Origin of the sequence: Terrisporobacter othiniensis (assembly GCF_000808015.1) — a bacterium.
In the GTDB taxonomy this organism is placed as follows: domain Bacteria; phylum Bacillota; class Clostridia; order Peptostreptococcales; family Peptostreptococcaceae; genus Terrisporobacter; species Terrisporobacter muris.
In genome coordinates this window covers 84,173-102,921 of the sequence record NZ_JWHR01000115.1, presented here as the reverse complement: position 1 = coordinate 102,921, position 18,749 = coordinate 84,173, and the positions used below count along the sequence as shown (strand labels likewise).

Below are 18,749 nucleotides of genomic sequence, written 5' to 3'. Positions count from 1 at the left end.
TTTTTTATTTCTATTTATTTTCACAAATATCTAAATATCTGTTAACTTCATCTAATTGTAAATAATAAATATCTGTATTTTCTATTTCTTTAATAATCTCAGTAAAGATTTCTTTAGCTTTGAAATAACTTCTACTATTCATAAGAAGCTTGCCTTCATTTATTCTTATATTCAAATTATTCTCATATTCTTTTAAATTCTTCAAATAATTGTTACTTTCATTTTTTATTTTTTCTGCTACTTCCTTTATGATACTATCTTCACTATCAGTGTTATTTATATTTTGACATAAGTCTATAGCTTCTTGGAAGCTATTTTCTTTTTCAAGATTTATTACTTCTAACAATATTTCTGATTGCTTATACAAGGCCCTCGCTTCTTTGTCATCAGACTTCTTATCTACAGCTTTTTTAAATAAATCTTTTGCCTTAATAAATTCTTCATTAATTATTGCTTTTTTTCCTTCTTCCATATACTTATTAAAATAAGAATTATTAAAACTTGTTATTAATAAAAATATTATTCCTACTACTACTAATTTTTTCATCTTCTGTCACATCCTCTATTGCCAACAATTATAATTCTTTACTATATTACCATATAATTAAATGTTTTTATATTATATTTTCCATGTTGAAATCTACAATTTACTACTTTGGCTTTTTAACTAATGCCAATATACCTGCAACAATTAAAACCCCAGTTCCTATCCAAATCAATACTTCGCCACAACTAGCAAAAGAAATGTCCTTTATACAAAAATCTAATATATTTTTCATCTTTTGACACCTCCTCTTAGCTTATTATTAAAAATATTTTGAGTTATTTAATTGAAGATTGAAATCTCTAATATATACTATGAATTCTAAGATAAAAAAATGACACCTACATATTTTAGGTGTCATCAACTTTCATATATTATCAAAATCTTCATCGCTTGGCTCATATAATTCTTCCTTGTTTCTATAATGTCTATATTTTGACATTTCCTTATATATTTCTATTCTTCCTTTATTCATATCTCCAATTGGCTTGTGAGAAAGAAGACTATGACCTGGTGAGAAAGACATTATTTCTGCCAAATCAAATCTTTTCTTAGTTGTAAATCTTTGCTTTGGAATTCTTATTTCTCCAAGTTTAACAAAAGGAGATTTATCAGATTCCCATTCAATTGAAGCATCATTTATTGGTGTATCTATATCATTTATATAAAACTGTATCATAAAGTCAAATGCTGCTTCTTCTTTATATAGATGCTTTTGCATATTTTCTGTAAGATAATTGTTTCCAAGTTTTTTTGGAAGTCTACTCTTGTATTTAGATTTAGGAATTATGCTATATTTAACTATTCTATTCCCAAACATATATGGAGTAGTACTATAATAGCTAATATCTAAAGGACTAGTATCATGCTTCATATTTTTCACAATATCAATAATTGCATTAATATTTTTATTTTTTATCAATTTAGCCACAAAAATTACTGGAGTGGATTTTATCGTATAGTATAAGGCATCATACATTAATTTTAAAGTGCCTATAGGCATAGTTTTCATACTAACGAAAAGAAAATCTTGAGTAAAATTTTCATCCTTTACACATTTTTCTCCATAAACATTTAGAAGTTTTATTGAAAATCCTCTAATATCTCTATATTTATCACTCTTTATCTTAGGATTTGAATTAGATACTCTTATAAAAGCTTTGTAATAGTCTCTATTAAAAATACCTTCTCTATACTGTAAAGGTAAATTTTTATCTACAATAAAATAAGCTTTTAAAAGTCCTAAACATTTAGGATGAGCATCTCTTTTTGTTAAACCTTTTGCATAATCCTTATCTAATTTTTCTTTTAATATAGATACTATTTTTAAACTTAACTCATTAGTGCTATATTTTCTCAATTATTTTGCTCCTTTGCTGTACTTGTAAATAATACTTATTATCCCAATAAAACAAAAGAATAATTCCAAAAGTTCGCTTAAATCATATAGTCATCAATATATCCTCATTATCACTTGTGATAGATACATTACTCAATAATTTACTTTTTTATTACTTCTTTTTTACTCAGTTATTGCACACTTATTTAATTTAGTTTCACTCTTAAAAGAATTGACCTTTAATTTTCTTATATATATTACTATTCCAACTAAAGTAATAATTTCTGTTATAGGTACAACAAACCATAAACTACTTCCTCCAAGTACCACTGGTAAACTTAATACAAGAATTATGTTTAGTAAAAATCCTCTTATAGCCGATATAAGTATAGATGGCTTTTCTTTTCCCACAGATTGAAAGTAGTTACAAAATAGTATATTAATATTCATAATACAAAAAGCACTTAAATAAGCTCTCACTGCTGGTACTCCCATGGAAATAATCTGGTCATTAGCTTTTACAAAAGCATAAATTACTTCTTCTGTGAACATAAATACTACTGCAAATAATAAACATCCTATTGAAATAGTAGTAAACATGGCATATTTTAAAACTGTCTTTACACGTTTGCTTTCTTTAGCTCCATAATTGGTTGCTATTATTGGTTGACTTGCTTGAGCTACACCATTAAATAAAGCCATTCCTACTATTACACAGTTAGATATTATCCCATAAACTACTATTCCCACATCACCTATATATTTTAAAATTTGAATATTAAATATAAATATTACAAATCCACTGGCAGCTTCCATTAAAAAGCTAGATCCACCGCAGCCTATTATCTTTTTTATCATCTTAATTGACGCATATGTTGGATATACTTTTATTCTATTTTTCTTTGATATAAAATGAGTTAAAAGAACTGCCACTGTTGTTAAACTTCCTATAACAGTTGCTAAAGCTGCTCCTACCATTCCCATATTCATAGGGAAAACAAAAATATAATCTAATACTATATTCAATCCAGCTCCTATAATCACTGATATCATAGCTAATTGGGGAGCCTTTTTATTACGAATTATTGGTGATAAAAAATTAGTTGCTATAAATACTGGTGTGAATAAAGTTATACACCTTCCATATTCTAAAACCAAGCCTATACTATTTTCATTTGCTCCAAGGAAGTAAGATATCTGCTCTAGAAATACATTTGTAAATATCGTAAGTATTAGTCCTATTATTGTCACCGCTATCAAGCTAGAAATAAAGTATTTATCTGATTTTTCTTTATTTCCTATACCATCTTCCATGGATATTAGTATTCCTCCACCAAGTCCAAACATAAGCCCTATACCATTATATATAGCAAAGAAAGGCAAGAAAATATTCAATGCAGAAATCCCTGCCGCTCCAACACCTTGTCCAATTATAAGAGTATCTACTAATATATAAATTGATGTTACAAGAGTAGAGCATATTGAAGGTATTAGATAATGATAAAAAACTTTCTTCTCATCATCTTTTAATAAATTTAATTTTTCCATTATAAGTCCTCCTATTCTTCTCAATATAAAAAAGCCAAATAAGCACGCTAAGTGCACTTATTTGGCTTACTACTTTTATTTTATTTTTTGAACCATTAATTTTTTGCACCGCGATTATAAATTAAATATAATACGCCACTATAATGGCTCTTTTTACTATGATTATTCTATTATATTAAATTAGCAAAGTCAACCTAATTTATTCCTGTATGTAATAAAAAAACATGAAGTTATTCCTTACTTAGAAAACCTTCATGACTCTAATTCCTTAGAGCTTTTATTTTTGATGAAGTGTTAAATCCTATAGCCAGTGGTAAAAATGCTGACATTGGAATAAATATAAATCCTAAATCGACATTATTGATAATGCAAAAAATTATATATGCCATTATACTTACAAGAACTAACTTCAAAAATACAAATAAATCCCCAGCCAGTAAAAATGCTTGTTGTTGTTTCTTTTTATTTTTTATATCTCCTATACCCCATAAAGATGGATTTAAAAATATAATAGTAAACACTATATATATTCCATAAGATATAGCTAATTTCCAAAGTATACTAGTTTTTGCTCCCATACCACCTATTTTACCTGAAATTCCAAAAGATATCGCTACTTCTTGTGGAATTTTGCCCCACATGACCGCCACATAAATTGATATTGCAATTAGTGTAAATACTGTAAGTCCTTCAATCATTCTCTGCTTTTGTGTGAAAGCCATCTTCATATTTTCATCTCCCCCAATTTTTTAACATGCAAGTACAATTTTACATTATATTATAAGTTTTAAAAAGATATTTTATTACAATATTCCTTTTTTATATATTGATTTTTTTAACTTTCTAATTAATTTATAAATTTTATATCCAAATACCATATCTAATATTTGTTAATATTAATAACTTTTGTATTTTTGTAAAAAAGCTAGATAGTAGTAATACTATCTAGCTACATATATTAATTAATACTTCCGCTATTTACAATAGGTTGAGCATCTTTATTTCCACAAAGAACAACTAATAAATTACTAACCATAGATGCCTTTTTCTCATCATCTAGTTTTACAATATCATTTTCATTTAATGAATTAAGGGCCATTTCTACCATACCTACTGCACCTTCAACTATTTTTTTACGTGCTGCAATAATTGCTTCTGCTTGCTGACGTTGAAGCATAGCCGCTGCAATTTCTGGAGCATAAGCTAAGTGAGTTATTCTTACTTCACATACTTCAAGACCTGCCACATATACTCTTGACTGTAACTCTTCTTTCAATTTATCCGCAACTTCTTGGGATGATCCTCTAAGAGTTTTTTCCTCTGATGCATCATTCACATCATAAGGGTAAAGTCTTGCCACATTTCTAAGAGCTGTATCACATTGAATAGATAAATAAGTTTTATAATTGTCAACATTGAATACTGCTTTCGTAGGATTTATGACTTTCCAAATTACAACTACCCCTATCATTATAGGATTTCCTATTTCATCATTTACTTTTTGTATTCCATTATTTAATGTTAAAGTTTTAAGAGATACTTTTTTTGTTGCAGATGTTAGAGTAGCTTCTGCCTTACCTTCATCCTCTTTTCCCTTAGTCATTCTAAGTGTTGCTGATTCATAAGTTGGGTTTATAGCACTGCAAAATGGATTCACAAAGTAAAAACCTTCTTTTGAAATTGTTCCATAGTAATTACCAAACAAGACCAGTACAATTGCCTCATTAGGATTTAATATTTTTAATCCACAAAGCATAAAAATGCCAAAGATTAAACATATAATTCCTAATATTGTTGGAAAAACTATATCTTTAATTACTGTAAAGTAAATTGCCACCGGGAAAATCAATATTAAAATTAATCCAATAAGTAACCCCATCCAACCACTTATAGGTTTAAGTTCTTTTTCATCAAATTTTATTCTTTCTTCTATCATAATCTTACCCCCTTAAAATTAAATGATATCCTGTAAATTTACTCTGCTTTTATTACTCTTTTACAAAAAACAAATATGCTATTGTAAAAACAACCTGCCAAAATGTTAATACTATTCCCATTGCATACTGTTTAGATATAAATAATTGATATATCCAAACAGCAACAAACAAAATTGTAAATAAAATATATAGAAATAAAATAAAATTATTGCTTGAAAATTTCTTATTTGAACTCAATCATATTGCCTCCCAAATACAAAGTGACTAAAAATATATATTACAGGATATCATTATAATATATTGTACTATATTTACCATCGTAAATCTGCTTTTATATGATTTGGAATTAAAAATAAATTTAATGCCTCTCCTATACTTCTAGTTACTATATCGCTATTAATTATAAGCTTACTACAAGTGCCTTCTCCTTCAATAACTGCCACAGATAATTCAGCATTTTTAAACATTTCTATATCATTAAATCCATTACCAATTGCTGCAGTATACTTTTGTCCTAACTTCTTCACTAACTCACTTTTATGTACTCCTGCACATCCAGTTGGGATAGTAATTACTTTTAAGTCTAATTTTTCGCACTCTTCTTGTGCCACTCCGTATGTATCAGCTGTAATCACATATATATTTATTAATTTTGATAATTCAGTTAAGGGTTTCTTAATATTTTCTAAAATTCTTCCATCTACAGCTATAGTCCCATTAAAATCAAGAACTAAATTATCCAACTCTAAACTTTCTCTTCCTGGTATATCAACCTTAATCATGATATTATTTCCTCACTTTTTATAAATTTTAAGTTACAATGCATTAAATATATTATTTACTCAAAGTTTGTTTAGGTCAATAAAATGATATTTTTCACATACAAAACATAGTATGTTTCATATAGTAATAATCTTTTAGGTTTAATGCTTAAACATCTTGCAATGGATAATCCCTGTTTTCGATCTCCAGGTATTTTTTCTGTAAACATATAAAGATCATTTTTTACTTCTCTTGCAATCATACCAAAATCTGCTGTCTTATCAATTATTACTTATACTTCCTGACCTAAACCACCTACTAATGCATCTATTTCTATATTATATTCATAGAAACCTTTATTTGACTCGAATTAAATCTTAATAAATCTTTTCTATATTTAATTATATAGATTTATCATAACATCATATATTATAATATAGTAAATATATAAAATAACATACAAAGTAAATATAAATTTGATGGTAGCTTAAATCACTCTTATAAAAATTGTGGTATTGATAAAACAGTTTTTTATAATCCAGAGATTTATAAATAAGATTTAGGAGTAATAATTTAAATTATTACTCCTTTTTATATATTAAATATAATTATAAGATATTAAATTATTTTATAAGTGTATTTAAAATTTAAGAAACCTTGGAGGAATAATACGTGGATACTAGAAAATTAATAGATACTATGGGTATAGCGGAAAATCTTAAAAACTACACAAGACATTCTTGGACTTCTACACTTAGACAAGAAAGTGTTGCAGAGCATAGTTGGAGATTGTCTTTATTAGCATATTTTGTTTCTGATGAATTCCCACAAGCTGATATAAATAAGGTAATTCAAATGTGCATTTTTCATGATATGGGTGAAGCCTTTACAGGAGATATCCCTGCATTTAACAAAACTGAAAATCATGAAAAAATAGAAATCGAAAAATTATATTCTTGGATAGATTCTCTACCTGATCCTTATAATAAAAAAGTTAGAGATTTGTTTATAGAAATGGATGAGCAAAAAACCATAGAGTCAAAAATTTATAAAGCTTTAGACAAAATGGAAGTTGTATTACAACATAATGAGGCTCCTTTATCAACATGGATTCCTCTAGAATATACTTTAAATATTGATCACAGCTCTGAACAAGTAGAGTTTTCTAACTACTTAAAAAACCTAAAAAAAGAATTAAATAATGATAGTATAAATAAAATACAAGCCACTTATCTTATTTGAGTGACTTTTATTTTCTTAATCTAATAAATAATTTTCATATAAATATATCCTCACAAAAAATTCAATTTTACTTCGCCTTCTCATATTACTAAAAATCATAGTTATTATCAATTAAATTTATATTCATCTTATGTAAGTTTTAATTTATTCAGTGCATATATTAGTTCTTTTATGAAAATAATAAAATTGTTACATAAATAAGTAAAGGAGTGTAATAGATGAAAAAATTTATTTGTACTGTTTGTGGATACATACATGAAGGAGATGCTCCACCGGAAGTTTGCCCAATTTGTAAAGTTGGAGCAGACAAATTCGTAGAAGCACAAGATGAAATGGTATGGGCTGACGAACATAGAATAGGCATAGCAAAAGATATAGACACAGAAATAATAGAAGGTCTAAGAGCAAACTTCATGGGTGAATGTACAGAGGTTGGAATGTATATTGCCATGAGTAGACAAGCTGACCGCGAAGGATACCCTGAAGTCGCTGAAGCTTATAAGAGAATAGCATGGGAAGAAGCTGAACATGCTTCTAAATTTGCCGAGATATTAGGAGAAGTAGTATATCCTAGTACTAAACAAAATTTATCAGCTAGAGTTGAAGCTGAGTTTGGAGCTTGTTCTGGTAAAAAAGAATTAGCTACTCTTGCTAAAAAACAAAACTTAGACGCTATACATGATACAGTTCATGAAATGTGTAAAGATGAAGCTAGACATGGTAGAGCTTTCAAAGGTTTATTAGATAGATATTTTTCTAAATAGGAGGTTTTCAAATGACTAAAATTAATTGTAATGTATCTAATTGTTCTCATAACAAATCTAATACTTGTTATTCTAATATAGTTAATATTACTGGAGGTTCAGCAAAAGAATCATGTAGTACTTGCTGTGGAAACTTCCTTGATGCAAAAAATTATTCAACTTTAACTAATAATACAAATGCTTGTGGTCCATGTGATGCTCTAGTTTGTACAGTTAAAACTTGTGTATATAATAGAAATTTAGCTTGTACTGCTGAAAATATTAGTGTAAATGGATCAAATGCTAATATTTATACAGAAACTAGCTGTTCTACATTTAAACACGAATAAATATACTTATAAAAGTCTATAAACAAATAAGTGGAGAGCTATATTAGTCTCCACTTATTTACTATATAATGTCAGTATCTCTTATTTCTATTTCAGTTCCTTCTGGAGCCTTTATTTTAAATAAACTTTCCCCTTCTACTTGATAAACTATCTCTCCATTTTTAACTTTAAAATCTGTATACCCTAATTTTTTTATTCTTTCATATTCTTCTTCTACGTTATCAACTATAAATCCCATGTGTACTGGTCCTGCATTTAGATTATTCCATTTATTAAATTCACTACCACTTTTAGGTGTTTGTAATTCTATCATAAAGTCACCTAATTTTAGCCAGGTATTATATTCTCTTCCATGAAAATTCTTTGTCTCATTTATTAGTACAAATCCTAATATATTTTTATAAAAATTTAATGACTCTTTATAATTTTCTGTTTGAATACATACATGATGTATTGTTTTTATGCTCATAATTTTCTCCTATTTTCCTTTTATATTCTTTAAAATACCTTCTAGTATCTATTATACATAATAATAAAAAATATAATAACCCTTATAACCTCTTACACCAATATATTACACTTATTAAGTAATATATTGGTGTAAGAGGTTAAAACCTTAAATTGTACTTATATCTTATATAATTTTAATGAACTTATTTCTATATGTAGCTACTTATGACAATGATTGTTGTCTAGATTGGATAATCGATGATATTTAAGAAGATATTTATGACTGTAAATAGTTTAACACTATAATACAAAACGCTGTACTTTCATCTATTACATACTTTAGAATTATTCCTCCGCTTTTTTAAAGTATAAATGGCTAATCTAAAATTAGATTAGCCATTTATACTTTATTTTATTTTTCTACCTTAAATCTTTTTAATCTCAATGCATTTAATAAAACCGATGTTGAACTAAATGCCATAGCAAGAGCTGCTATTACTGGATTTAAAAGAGGTCCACCAAATAAGTATAAAACCCCAGCTGCCACTGGTATACCTATTACATTATAACCAAATGCCCAGAATAAATTTTCTTTAATATTTGTCATTGTACTTTTGCTAAGCCTTATAGCAGTTGGTACATCTAGTAAATCACTTCTCATTAAAACTATATCAGCAGATTCCATCGCCACATCAGTACCGCTTCCTATGGCTATACCTATATCTGCTTGAGCTAAAGCTGGTGCGTCATTAATTCCATCACCAACCATGGCAACGAATTTTCCCTCTTCTTGAAGCTTTTTAACTTCAATTGATTTATCCTGAGGTAAAACTTCTGCTAAAACCCTATCTATTCCAACTTGGTTGGCTATTGCCGCTGCTGTCTTTTTATTATCTCCAGTAATCATGACAACTTCTATTCCCATATCATGAAGCTTTTTGATAGCTTTTGCACTATTTTCTTTAACAACATCAGCAACAGCTATTATACCAGCTATTTTATTATTAATTCCAATATACATCGGTGTCTTACCTTCACTGGCAAGTCTATCATATGTTTCTTCTAAATCTACAAGATCTATATTTTTGCTATTCATCAATTTCTTGTTTCCAAGTAAAATATCACTTCCATTTATGACAACTTCAATACCATAACCTGGTACTGCCATAAATTTATCTAATTTGTAAAACTCAAGATTTTTTTCTTCACAATCTCTGACTATAGCTTCTCCTAAAGGATGCTCTGAAGATTTTTCTGCACTTGCTGCTACTTTTATCAACTCTTCTTCTGTAATTTCTCCGTAAGTTATTATATCTGTAACTACAGGTTTACCTTCTGTAATTGTACCTGTTTTATCAAATACTATGGTGTTAATTTTATGGGTAGTCTCTAAAGCTTCTCCACCCTTGATTAAAATACCATTTTCTGCACCTTTACCTGTACCAACCATTATAGCCGTTGGTGTTGCAAGTCCCAATGCACAAGGACAAGCTATGACTAAAACAGCGATAAATACTGTTAGTGAGAATACTGTTCCTTTACCAGCTATAAACCAAGCAAGTCCTGAAACTATGGCTATTACAACAACTACTGGTACAAAATATCCTGCAATTATATCAGCAAGTTTTGCTATTGGTGCCTTTGAACCTTGAGCATCTTCTACTAATTTAATTATTTGAGATATTGCTGTATCACTACCTACTTTTTCAGCTCTAAATCTTATAGTACCATTTTTATTTATACTAGCGCCTACTACTGAACTACCAACATTTTTTTCTACAGGTATACTTTCTCCTGTTAACATTGATTCATCAACTGAAGTATGACCTTCTATAACAATACCATCTACAGGTATCTTAGAACCTGGTTTAACTATTATAATATCTCCAACTTCAACCTCTTCTATTGGCATTTCTATCTCTTTATCATTTTTAATTATTATTGCTGTCTTTGGACTAAGTCCAATTAATTTTTTAATAGCTTCACCTGTTTTACCTTTTGCACGAGATTCAAAGTATTTTCCAAGCAATACAAGGGTAATTATTACACCAGCACTTTCAAAATACATATGATGTACAGCCATTGCATCACCATTAGCTACTAAATATAGTGAATATAAGCTATATATAAGAGCTGCACTTGATCCTATTGTAATTAAAGAATCCATTGTAGGTGCTTTAGCTACCATAGATTTAACTCCCTTATAGAAAAACTTATTTCCAGCTATAATTATTGGTATAGTTAAAAACAATTGAACTAATGCAAAGTTTAATGGATTAACATTAGGATTTATTATTTCTGGTACTGGTAATGGTCCAATTGGTGCTGGTATCATAGTTCCCATGGCTATGTAGAATAAAGGAACAGCAAATATAGCTGATATTATAAATTTAACAAGCAATGTATTCATCTCTTTTTCTTTTCTTATCTTGTCTTCATCAACACTTTGCTTTTTTTCCATCTCAAGAACTTTAAATCCAGCTTTTTCTATAGCACCTTTTATCTCATATAATTTTACTTTTTCTGCTTTATATGAAATAGATGCTTTTTCTGTGGCCAAGTTTACTTGAATATTTTCTACACCATCTATCTTCTTTACAGCTCTTTCCACTGCTTTGACGCATGATGCACATGTCATTCCTCCAATTGGGATTATAACTTCCTTATTTTCTACTTCTTTTATTACTCCAAAGCCAGCTTTTTCTATGGCTTTTTGTATATCTTCATCTTTAACTTTATCCTTATCATAAGATATACTTAGTTTTTCTGTTGCCATATTCACATTAGCCTCTACACTTGAATCTAATTTTTTTACAGCTCTTTCTACAGCTTTTGCACAAGATGCACATGTCATTCCAGTTATTTTTATATCATCAACATTCATTTTTGTATCCATGATTTTCTCCTTTCATAAGTCATTTTTATTCTATTTATCTTACTACAATAACATCCTACAATAACTTTATGAATATTTTATGAAGATTAAAATTTTTAACTAGGAAGTGTAATTATAAATTCACTTCCTTCATTTATTTCACTTTTTACTTCTATTTTACCCTTATGTAAGTCAATTATAGATTTACATATAGTTAGTCCAACTCCAGTCCCTCCTGTATTTCTACATCTTGACTTATCTACTCTATAAAACCTTTCAAAAATATAATCTAAACTTTCCTTTGGAATTCCTATACCATTATCTTTTATATTTATTTTAATAAAATCATTCTCTTTATATAGTCTAATAACAATTTTCCCTTCTATTTTACAATTACAATTAGTATATCTTATGGCATTTGATATTAAATTAACTATTACTTGAGATATTTTTTCTTTATCTACTTTTGCTATAATTTCTTCCAAGTAATACTCTATTTTTATATTTTTCTCAAATGCAAAACTTTGATTATTATATATAATATTTTTAATTAATTGTTTTAAATCAACTTCACTTATTTGCAATTTATTTTTTTCATTATCATATTTAGCAAGATTCTTTAATTGATTCACTAAATGACTAAGTCTAATTACTTCTTCATTTACACTATTTAATCTTTCTGGTGATGGCTCCCATACTCCATCTATCATTGCCTCCAAGTGTGTTTGAATACTTGTTAAAGGTGTTCTAAGTTCATGAGAAATATCAGAAGTTAATTTTTTTCTCATTTCCTCCATTTTATATAGCTCTTTTGAGAGCTCATTAATTGAGTTTATTAAATTATCTATCTCCACAATAGAACTTTCATATTCTAAAGTCTGATCATACCCCCCATGCTTTATAAAATCTGTCATTTTTGACACAACAATTATAGGCTTTGAAATCTTTTGGGATAAAAAGATAGAAATAGATATTACAACTATAATCATAAGTAAAGATATTCCTATAATTACGTTCTTCACATCTCGTAAAAACAGAACTCTACTTTTAATTAAGGATTGTTTAGATAATTCAACCATATTTGAAGAATAATAAATAGTTTTCTTTTCCACTGATAGATTTACGCTTACAGCCATGATAACGATTATGCATATCATTACCATTGCTAAATAAAATATTAACTTCTTATTAAGATTTAATTTTTTCTTATTAAATTCCAAATTTATACCCCACTCCATATACTGTTTGTATTATTTTTGGCTTTTTCGTATCTTCTTCTATTTTTTGTCTTAAATTTTTAATATGGGCATCTATAATTCTATCAAGTTTTTCATAATAATCATCCGTAACTAGCTCTAGTAATTCTTCTCTAGTAAAAATTTTCTTTTTATTATTTACAAATAATAATAGCAGCTTATATTCTGTATTTGTTAAACTTACATCATTTCCTCTTATTTTAACTTCATGTGATAAAGTATTAATCTCTATTTCATCACCAGCTTTTATAATTTCGTCTTTTTTCATTTTTCTGAACACAGCCTTCACTCTTAAAACTAATTCTTTCACATTAAATGGTTTACAAATATAATCATCACATCCAACGTTAAATCCATCTATTTTATCTTCGTCTTCAGTTTTTGCTGTTAACATTATTATATGCACTAAAGATGTCTCTCTAATTTTTTCACAAATTTCCTCACCGCTTATGTCTGGTAACATTCTATCTAAGATTACTAAATCAAACTCATTATTATGAAATAAATTTAATGCCTCATTACCATCATGAGCTACAAAAGTATTATAACCTTCTTTATCTAAATAAGCTTTTACAACTTCTGTTATTTTTTTTTCATCATCTACTAGTAATATATTAAACATAATTCCTCCTAAAAATTTCCTTATAAATTTACAATAACATAAAATTATATATTCTTTATGAATTTTTTAAATTTAAATATTTCTATTCTTCATTATTTTTTCATAATTTTAGAATATAATATACATGATATAAACTTATTTAATATTGAGGTAAAACTATGAGTAAGATCACGAAATTTTTTGATGTTTATGGAATGAAATGTCATTCCTGCGAAGCGGTTGTTGAAGAAGAAATTAATAAGTTACAAGGTATTATAAATATAAATGCTGATCATAAAAACTCTATGGTTATCGTTACTTATGAAAATGAACTATGTAATGATGATAAAATTAAATTAGCTATTAAAAATTCTGGTTTTTCATCAAATAACAATATGTTAATAAAAGTTTTATGTCTAAGTATTGTAGTAATATCTATGTTTTTCCTGGGAAATAATCCTTTAACAGGATCAATTGACTCTTTCACTAGTATTGAAACTTCTTTTATTATGTTACTTATACTAGGATTTTTTACATCCTTTCATTGCGTTGGAATGTGTGGAGGAATTTTACTTACACAAACTATAAATAGAAAGGATAATATAAGTGATAAAAAGTCATCTTTTAAAATTGCCCTACTTTACAATAGTGGGCGTATACTCTCTTATACTATTATTGGTGGAATTGTTGGTGCTCTTGGTTCAATTTTTTCTTCTACTATACAAATCCAAAGCTTTATTAAAATAGTTGCCGGCATTTTTATGATAATTTCTGGACTTCATATGATTGGAATTAAAATATTTAATAATATTAGACTTCCTATATTTTTTAAAAAAAGTACATGTGTAAATAATCATAAAAATCCATTCATCGTAGGTTATTTAAGTGGTTTTTTACCATGTGGACCTCTGCAAACCATGCAACTATATGCTCTCTCTAGTGGGAGCTTTATAATGGGAGCTTCATCCATGTTTGTATTTTCCTTAGGAACACTTCCTATTATGTTATCATTTGCTTATATTTCATCTAGAATGAGTAAATCATTCAACGAAAAAATATACAAATATGCCGGAGTTTTAATTATTGTACTAGGTATCTTTATGATGAAACCTGGACTTAATTTTATATAAAGATATTATAATATAAAATAAACCGATAAAGTTTTATCGGTTTATTTTACTTATTTAAACTATTTTTGTAATAATTAAAATTAAATCTGAAATTATTATTTGATTTAAAACTGTTAAATCAAATTCAAAATTTTTCAATGAAATATTGATTCTATAAGGTAAATTTTCATCTATAACCTGTAACTTATTTCCTTGAATTGTGTTTATTATTTCTTTACTTTCCCCGTCAACAATATTAGGTACAGTTATCGTATTATCTATTCCAAAAATCTCTTCATCATTTCCATTTATTTTAAAAGCTACCCTAAGTACATCACCTTTTTTTGCATTTTCATTGAACTTAAAACTATATCTTAAAGAAGCATATATAGAGTAAACACCTGATTCATTTATTACTAATGTATCATTTGGTCTTTGAATAACACTTGATTCAATCTTATAAGATGATGTATTTATATCAAGAGGTATAGCTGTAAGATATAAGTTTTGATTATTAGTTATTATTTGAAAAAGCTTAGGATCGTTAACTTGAGCTATACATATATCTTTTGGGTGTAGGTAACAACAATTATTATTGTTATAAGATAGTTTATCGCATTTACATATACATATTCGCTCACATCCACAAGGGCAAGGTTCTTTACATCTTTTACACTCTTCACAATTACTATTTGTTGAATTATCTTTTATAGTCATTTTATTACTTCCTCCTATATATTTAATTACTATCTTGATTCAATATAGCTCTACAATACTTTATTCTTTATATTGCCTTTTAGTGACGTTATTAGCTATTCTTTATTTGCAAAAAAAGATGTAGATAAGTTTTATAAAAACTTATCTACATCTTTTTAATAAATTTTTTCAATTATTGTATTCTCAAATATACTATCTGCATCTTTTGAGTTGAAATTACCTGTTGAAAAAGTCATTGCATTGGCTGCAGAAATAGATACGGCATACTTCAAACTGTCTGTATTTGAATAACCTCTTTCCATGGCCACTGAAAATGCTGCAACCATAGAATCTCCACATCCCACGGTATTTACAACTTTAATTTTAGGTGGTTTTCCATGATAAACCCCTTCTTCACAAACTAGTAATGCACCATCACCTCCAAGTGATACCACTACTAATTCTATTCCACTTTCATAAAGTTTTATAGCACTTTTAATTACTTCTTCTCTATTATTAATGCTAATACCTAATAAATTTTCCATTTCCTCACTATTAGGTTTTATCATCGTTGGTAAAGCTTTTATACCCTCTTTTAATAAATCACCCGATGCATCTAAAATAACTTTTTTATTTTTAGCTTTTATCATTTTTATTAAAGTGGCATAAATATCAGTTGGCACACCTTGAGGTACACTTCCTGAAATAGTAATAATATTACTATTATCTATTATTTTATTAAAGTCCTCTATAAATTTATCTATCTCATTCTTATTAACATAAGATCCTTTTTCTAAAAATTCTGTCGATATATTATTCTCATCTAATATATTAATACAACTTCTTGTCTCACTATTTACATGTGTAAATTGATTTTTTATGTTATCATTTTCCAATAATTCTTCAACTAATGCTCCACAATGACCACCTACAAATCCTGTGGCTAAAACTTCTTCTCCACAAATAGAAATTACCCTCGAAACATTTAAGCCCTTTCCACCTGCAGTATTATTACACTCTAATACTCTAATTACTTTCCCAGACTCTACAGAACCTTTTATTTTATATGCTTTATCAATAGATACATTCAAAGTTACAGTTGAAATCATTTTTTATCTCCTTATAATTTATTGTTAAAAATCTGCACTCTACAGTCTATTATACTTTAATTCTCTTTTAACGTTGTAATAAATTACCATTTTATAAAAATCTATTCTTTATACATAGTAATATATTTTTCAAGAAAAATATAAATTTATTATTTGTATCCTTTTTCAATAAAGTCTATTATTATTCTTATAGCTTCATCTATTCCCATAAAGCTGGTATCTAAGCATATGTGATAATTCTTTGCATCTCCCCAGTATGAATCTGTATAGTATTTATAATAAGATGCTCTTTCTTTATCTATTTTTTTCACAACAGAAGCACTTATTTCTTCTTTTACATTATGTTCAATTATCGCTCTTTTTCTTCTAAATTCAAAATCTCCATGAATAAATACATTAATTACATTATCAAATTCTTTTAATACATAATCTGATGCCCTTCCAACAAATATGCATGAGTTTTCACTGGCAAGTTTTTGTATCAAATTAAATTGTTTTAAAAATAATTGGTGATTAATAGGTAGAGTACTTGAGCAAGTATCAAATCCAAAATAACTTAAAACCTTTAATGGTTTCTCATCATACTTTTCAAAATATTCCTTACAATATCCACTTTCTTTAGCCACCATAGTTAGTAATTCCTTATCATAACATGGTATATCAAAATGTGTAGCTAACCTTCTTCCTATTTCTCCTCCACCACTACCATATTCTCTACTAATAGTGATTACAAATTTATCTTTCATAAGTATCCCCCACTTTTATAAATGAATATTAAAATAATAAATAATATTTACTACATAACATCTAGTATAGATGATAAATTATTTACTATCTTAATATTATTATATTCTTCAAAATCCTTTTGTGTTGTAGTTCCTGTAGTGACTCCAACAAAATCTATTTGCCCATTTTCGGCTGCCTTAGCATCTATATAGCTATCTCCCACATATAATACTTCTTCTTTTTTGCAATTAAAATAATCTAAGGCTTTAATTAAACCTTCTGGATTAGGCTTATGAGTTAATACATTTTCATAACCTATTATATGGTCGACATATCTTCTACAATTTAAATGTTCTAGTATTTTATCTATTCTAGCTCCCATTCTACTAGATACTATCCCAATCTTTACTCCATTATCCTTAAGAGCTTTTAATGTTTCTATAGTATCTTCAAATAAAACAGTATTTTGAATTGTAGTCTCCTCTGATTTAACCCTATAAATTGCTATAAGCTCTTTAACCTTCTCTTTATCATTTATTCCAGTTAATTCTAGAAAGGCATCATCCAAAGTCAACCCTATAGTCTTAATAACCCTTTCCCTATCAAATCCATCCAAATTCATTGTTTCAAAAGTATGCCTAAAACACTCTACTATGGGCTTCGTTGTATCCGCCAAAGTATAATCAAAATCAAATAAACATAATTTGTATTTCATCTTTGTCCCCCTAAATTTGTCATTTATTATTAATAATATCATAAATACAAATTTATTTCTTTACATAATTAAAGAGGGATTATACCCTCTTAATCATTTCCATGATCTTTCCAATATTTATCCCTCTTAGCACAATAATATTTATACATTTTTTCATTACCTAATTCTTCATAACAACATGCCATATCAAAAAAGAAAAAAGGATTGTCTCCATACAATTTGGTAATATTCGTTAACGTTTTAATAGCATCTTCATATTTTTTAACTTCTATCTGGCTTTGTGCTTTAAGATATTGTATATATTGATCTTTCTTAACCTCCTCTTCCATTTCTTCCGCAATTTCAAAATATCTAATAGCTTCTTCATGTTCATTTAGTTCTACTAATATATCAGCTTTTAATAAGTAACTATCTGGAAAAATTGGTATAAAATCAATAAGCTCATCGGATATTAACAAAGCCTTTTTGTAATTTTTCTTCTTTTTATATTCTTCACATATTGTATACAGCACATCATATTTACTTTCTAAATAATCAAAGTCTTTTATGGATGAAATAATTTCAAATGCTTCATTAACTCTATCTATTCTTTTTTGTGCAAGGAAGAAAACTGAGTCATCTACATTTAACTCATCATAATATTTTTTTATCAAATTGAAATAAGATTCCTTGACTTCCTCTTCTGAAAAATCTTCTTTTATATTAAGCTCTCTAAAAATATTTTTCATCTTGCCCCTCCATTGCATA

22 protein-coding genes are annotated in these 18,749 nt (G+C 27.5%); 4 read left to right on the top strand and 18 right to left on the bottom strand.

From position 1 onward, the window contains the following. Positions 1 to 10: 10 nt before the first annotated feature. From QX51_RS14715 to QX51_RS20715, 9 genes are all read right to left on the bottom strand, one after another. Positions 11 to 547, bottom strand: a complete 537-nt coding sequence (locus QX51_RS14715) for a hypothetical protein (protein ID WP_039680647.1) — start codon at positions 545 to 547, stop codon at positions 11 to 13. Positions 548 to 650: 103 nt separating this feature from the next. Then, complete coding sequence (locus tag QX51_RS21465) at positions 651 to 779, bottom strand: hypothetical protein (RefSeq protein ID WP_257560493.1); 129 nt, start codon at positions 777 to 779, stop codon at positions 651 to 653. 132 nt (positions 780 to 911) lie between these two features. Then, entirely contained in the window at positions 912 to 1,904 is a 993-nt protein-coding gene (locus QX51_RS14710) for a catalase family protein (RefSeq protein WP_039680646.1), read from the bottom strand. A 162-nt stretch (positions 1,905 to 2,066) separates the two neighbouring features. Beyond that, positions 2,067 to 3,431, bottom strand: coding sequence for an MATE family efflux transporter (locus QX51_RS14705; protein ID WP_039680645.1), 1,365 nt, complete (start codon positions 3,429 to 3,431; stop codon positions 2,067 to 2,069). 260 nt (positions 3,432 to 3,691) lie between these two features. Continuing rightward, a complete protein-coding gene (locus QX51_RS14700; RefSeq protein WP_039680644.1) occupies positions 3,692 to 4,159 on the bottom strand; it encodes a hypothetical protein in 468 nt (155 codons plus the stop codon). Positions 4,160 to 4,389: 230 nt separating this feature from the next. Then, positions 4,390 to 5,367 carry an SPFH domain-containing protein gene (locus QX51_RS14695; protein ID WP_039680643.1) on the bottom strand — a complete coding sequence of 326 codons (978 nt, stop codon included), beginning with the start codon at positions 5,365 to 5,367 and terminating at the stop codon, positions 4,390 to 4,392. Positions 5,368 to 5,419: 52 nt separating this feature from the next. Continuing rightward, the gene (locus QX51_RS14690) at positions 5,420 to 5,605 is read right to left on the bottom strand and encodes a hypothetical protein (protein ID WP_039680642.1); all 186 of its coding nucleotides are present in this window, start codon (positions 5,603 to 5,605) and stop codon (positions 5,420 to 5,422) included. Positions 5,606 to 5,679: 74 nt separating this feature from the next. Then, positions 5,680 to 6,150, bottom strand: coding sequence for an HAD family hydrolase (locus tag QX51_RS14685; protein ID WP_039680641.1), 471 nt, complete (start codon positions 6,148 to 6,150; stop codon positions 5,680 to 5,682). Positions 6,151 to 6,221: 71 nt separating this feature from the next. Continuing rightward, positions 6,222 to 6,392, bottom strand: a complete 171-nt coding sequence (locus QX51_RS20715) for a hypothetical protein (RefSeq protein ID WP_161791929.1) — start codon at positions 6,390 to 6,392, stop codon at positions 6,222 to 6,224. Between the two features lie 410 nt (positions 6,393 to 6,802). On the opposite strand from QX51_RS20715, the gene QX51_RS14680 reads away from it, so the two are divergent. The 3 genes from QX51_RS14680 to QX51_RS14670 all read left to right on the top strand — a co-directional run bounded on the left by QX51_RS14680 (position 6,803) and on the right by QX51_RS14670 (position 8,465). Next, entirely contained in the window at positions 6,803 to 7,372 is a 570-nt protein-coding gene (locus tag QX51_RS14680) for an HD domain-containing protein (RefSeq protein ID WP_039680640.1), read from the top strand. A gap of 218 nt (positions 7,373 to 7,590) precedes the next feature. Then, positions 7,591 to 8,136 carry an NADH peroxidase gene (locus tag QX51_RS14675; RefSeq protein WP_039680639.1) on the top strand — a complete coding sequence of 182 codons (546 nt, stop codon included), beginning with the start codon at positions 7,591 to 7,593 and terminating at the stop codon, positions 8,134 to 8,136. 11 nt (positions 8,137 to 8,147) lie between these two features. Continuing rightward, positions 8,148 to 8,465 carry a DUF1540 domain-containing protein gene (locus tag QX51_RS14670; protein WP_039680638.1) on the top strand — a complete coding sequence of 106 codons (318 nt, stop codon included), beginning with the start codon at positions 8,148 to 8,150 and terminating at the stop codon, positions 8,463 to 8,465. Positions 8,466 to 8,526: 61 nt separating this feature from the next. Here QX51_RS14670 and QX51_RS14665 read toward each other — a convergent pair whose 3' ends face one another. The 4 genes from QX51_RS14665 to QX51_RS14650 form a co-directional block, all read right to left on the bottom strand. Continuing rightward, entirely contained in the window at positions 8,527 to 8,934 is a 408-nt protein-coding gene (locus QX51_RS14665; protein ID WP_039680637.1) for a VOC family protein, read from the bottom strand. A gap of 393 nt (positions 8,935 to 9,327) precedes the next feature. Next, positions 9,328 to 11,811 carry a heavy metal translocating P-type ATPase gene (locus QX51_RS14660; protein ID WP_141660798.1) on the bottom strand — a complete coding sequence of 828 codons (2,484 nt, stop codon included), beginning with the start codon at positions 11,809 to 11,811 and terminating at the stop codon, positions 9,328 to 9,330. A 95-nt stretch (positions 11,812 to 11,906) separates the two neighbouring features. Then, on the bottom strand, positions 11,907 to 13,010 hold the full coding sequence (locus QX51_RS14655) for a sensor histidine kinase (RefSeq protein ID WP_052233078.1): 1,104 nt from the start codon (positions 13,008 to 13,010) through the stop codon (positions 11,907 to 11,909). Further along, positions 13,000 to 13,668: a response regulator transcription factor gene (locus QX51_RS14650; protein ID WP_039680636.1), complete on the bottom strand. Its 669-nt coding sequence runs from the start codon at positions 13,666 to 13,668 to the stop codon at positions 13,000 to 13,002. The genes QX51_RS14655 and QX51_RS14650 overlap by 11 nt, the downstream gene beginning before the upstream one ends. Before the next feature lie 158 nt (positions 13,669 to 13,826). Here QX51_RS14650 and QX51_RS14645 point away from each other — a divergent pair, with 158 nt between their 5' ends. After that, a complete protein-coding gene (locus QX51_RS14645) occupies positions 13,827 to 14,777 on the top strand; it encodes an urease accessory protein UreH domain-containing protein (protein ID WP_052233077.1) in 951 nt (316 codons plus the stop codon). A 54-nt stretch (positions 14,778 to 14,831) separates the two neighbouring features. Here QX51_RS14645 and QX51_RS14640 read toward each other — a convergent pair whose 3' ends face one another. The 5 genes from QX51_RS14640 to QX51_RS14620 all read right to left on the bottom strand — a co-directional run bounded on the left by QX51_RS14640 (position 14,832) and on the right by QX51_RS14620 (position 18,730). Beyond that, positions 14,832 to 15,473 carry a hypothetical protein gene (locus tag QX51_RS14640; protein WP_039680635.1) on the bottom strand — a complete coding sequence of 214 codons (642 nt, stop codon included), beginning with the start codon at positions 15,471 to 15,473 and terminating at the stop codon, positions 14,832 to 14,834. Between the two features lie 155 nt (positions 15,474 to 15,628). Further along, complete coding sequence (gene pfkB / locus QX51_RS14635; protein WP_039680634.1) at positions 15,629 to 16,561, bottom strand: 1-phosphofructokinase; 933 nt, start codon at positions 16,559 to 16,561, stop codon at positions 15,629 to 15,631. A gap of 149 nt (positions 16,562 to 16,710) precedes the next feature. Continuing rightward, a complete protein-coding gene (locus QX51_RS14630) occupies positions 16,711 to 17,307 on the bottom strand; it encodes a cytidylate kinase-like family protein (RefSeq protein WP_039680633.1) in 597 nt (198 codons plus the stop codon). 50 nt (positions 17,308 to 17,357) lie between these two features. Next, entirely contained in the window at positions 17,358 to 18,002 is a 645-nt protein-coding gene (locus tag QX51_RS14625) for an HAD family hydrolase (RefSeq protein WP_039680632.1), read from the bottom strand. Positions 18,003 to 18,091: 89 nt separating this feature from the next. Further along, on the bottom strand, positions 18,092 to 18,730 hold the full coding sequence (locus QX51_RS14620) for a CDC27 family protein (RefSeq protein ID WP_039680631.1): 639 nt from the start codon (positions 18,728 to 18,730) through the stop codon (positions 18,092 to 18,094). Between the last annotated feature and the right edge of the window lie 19 nt (positions 18,731 to 18,749).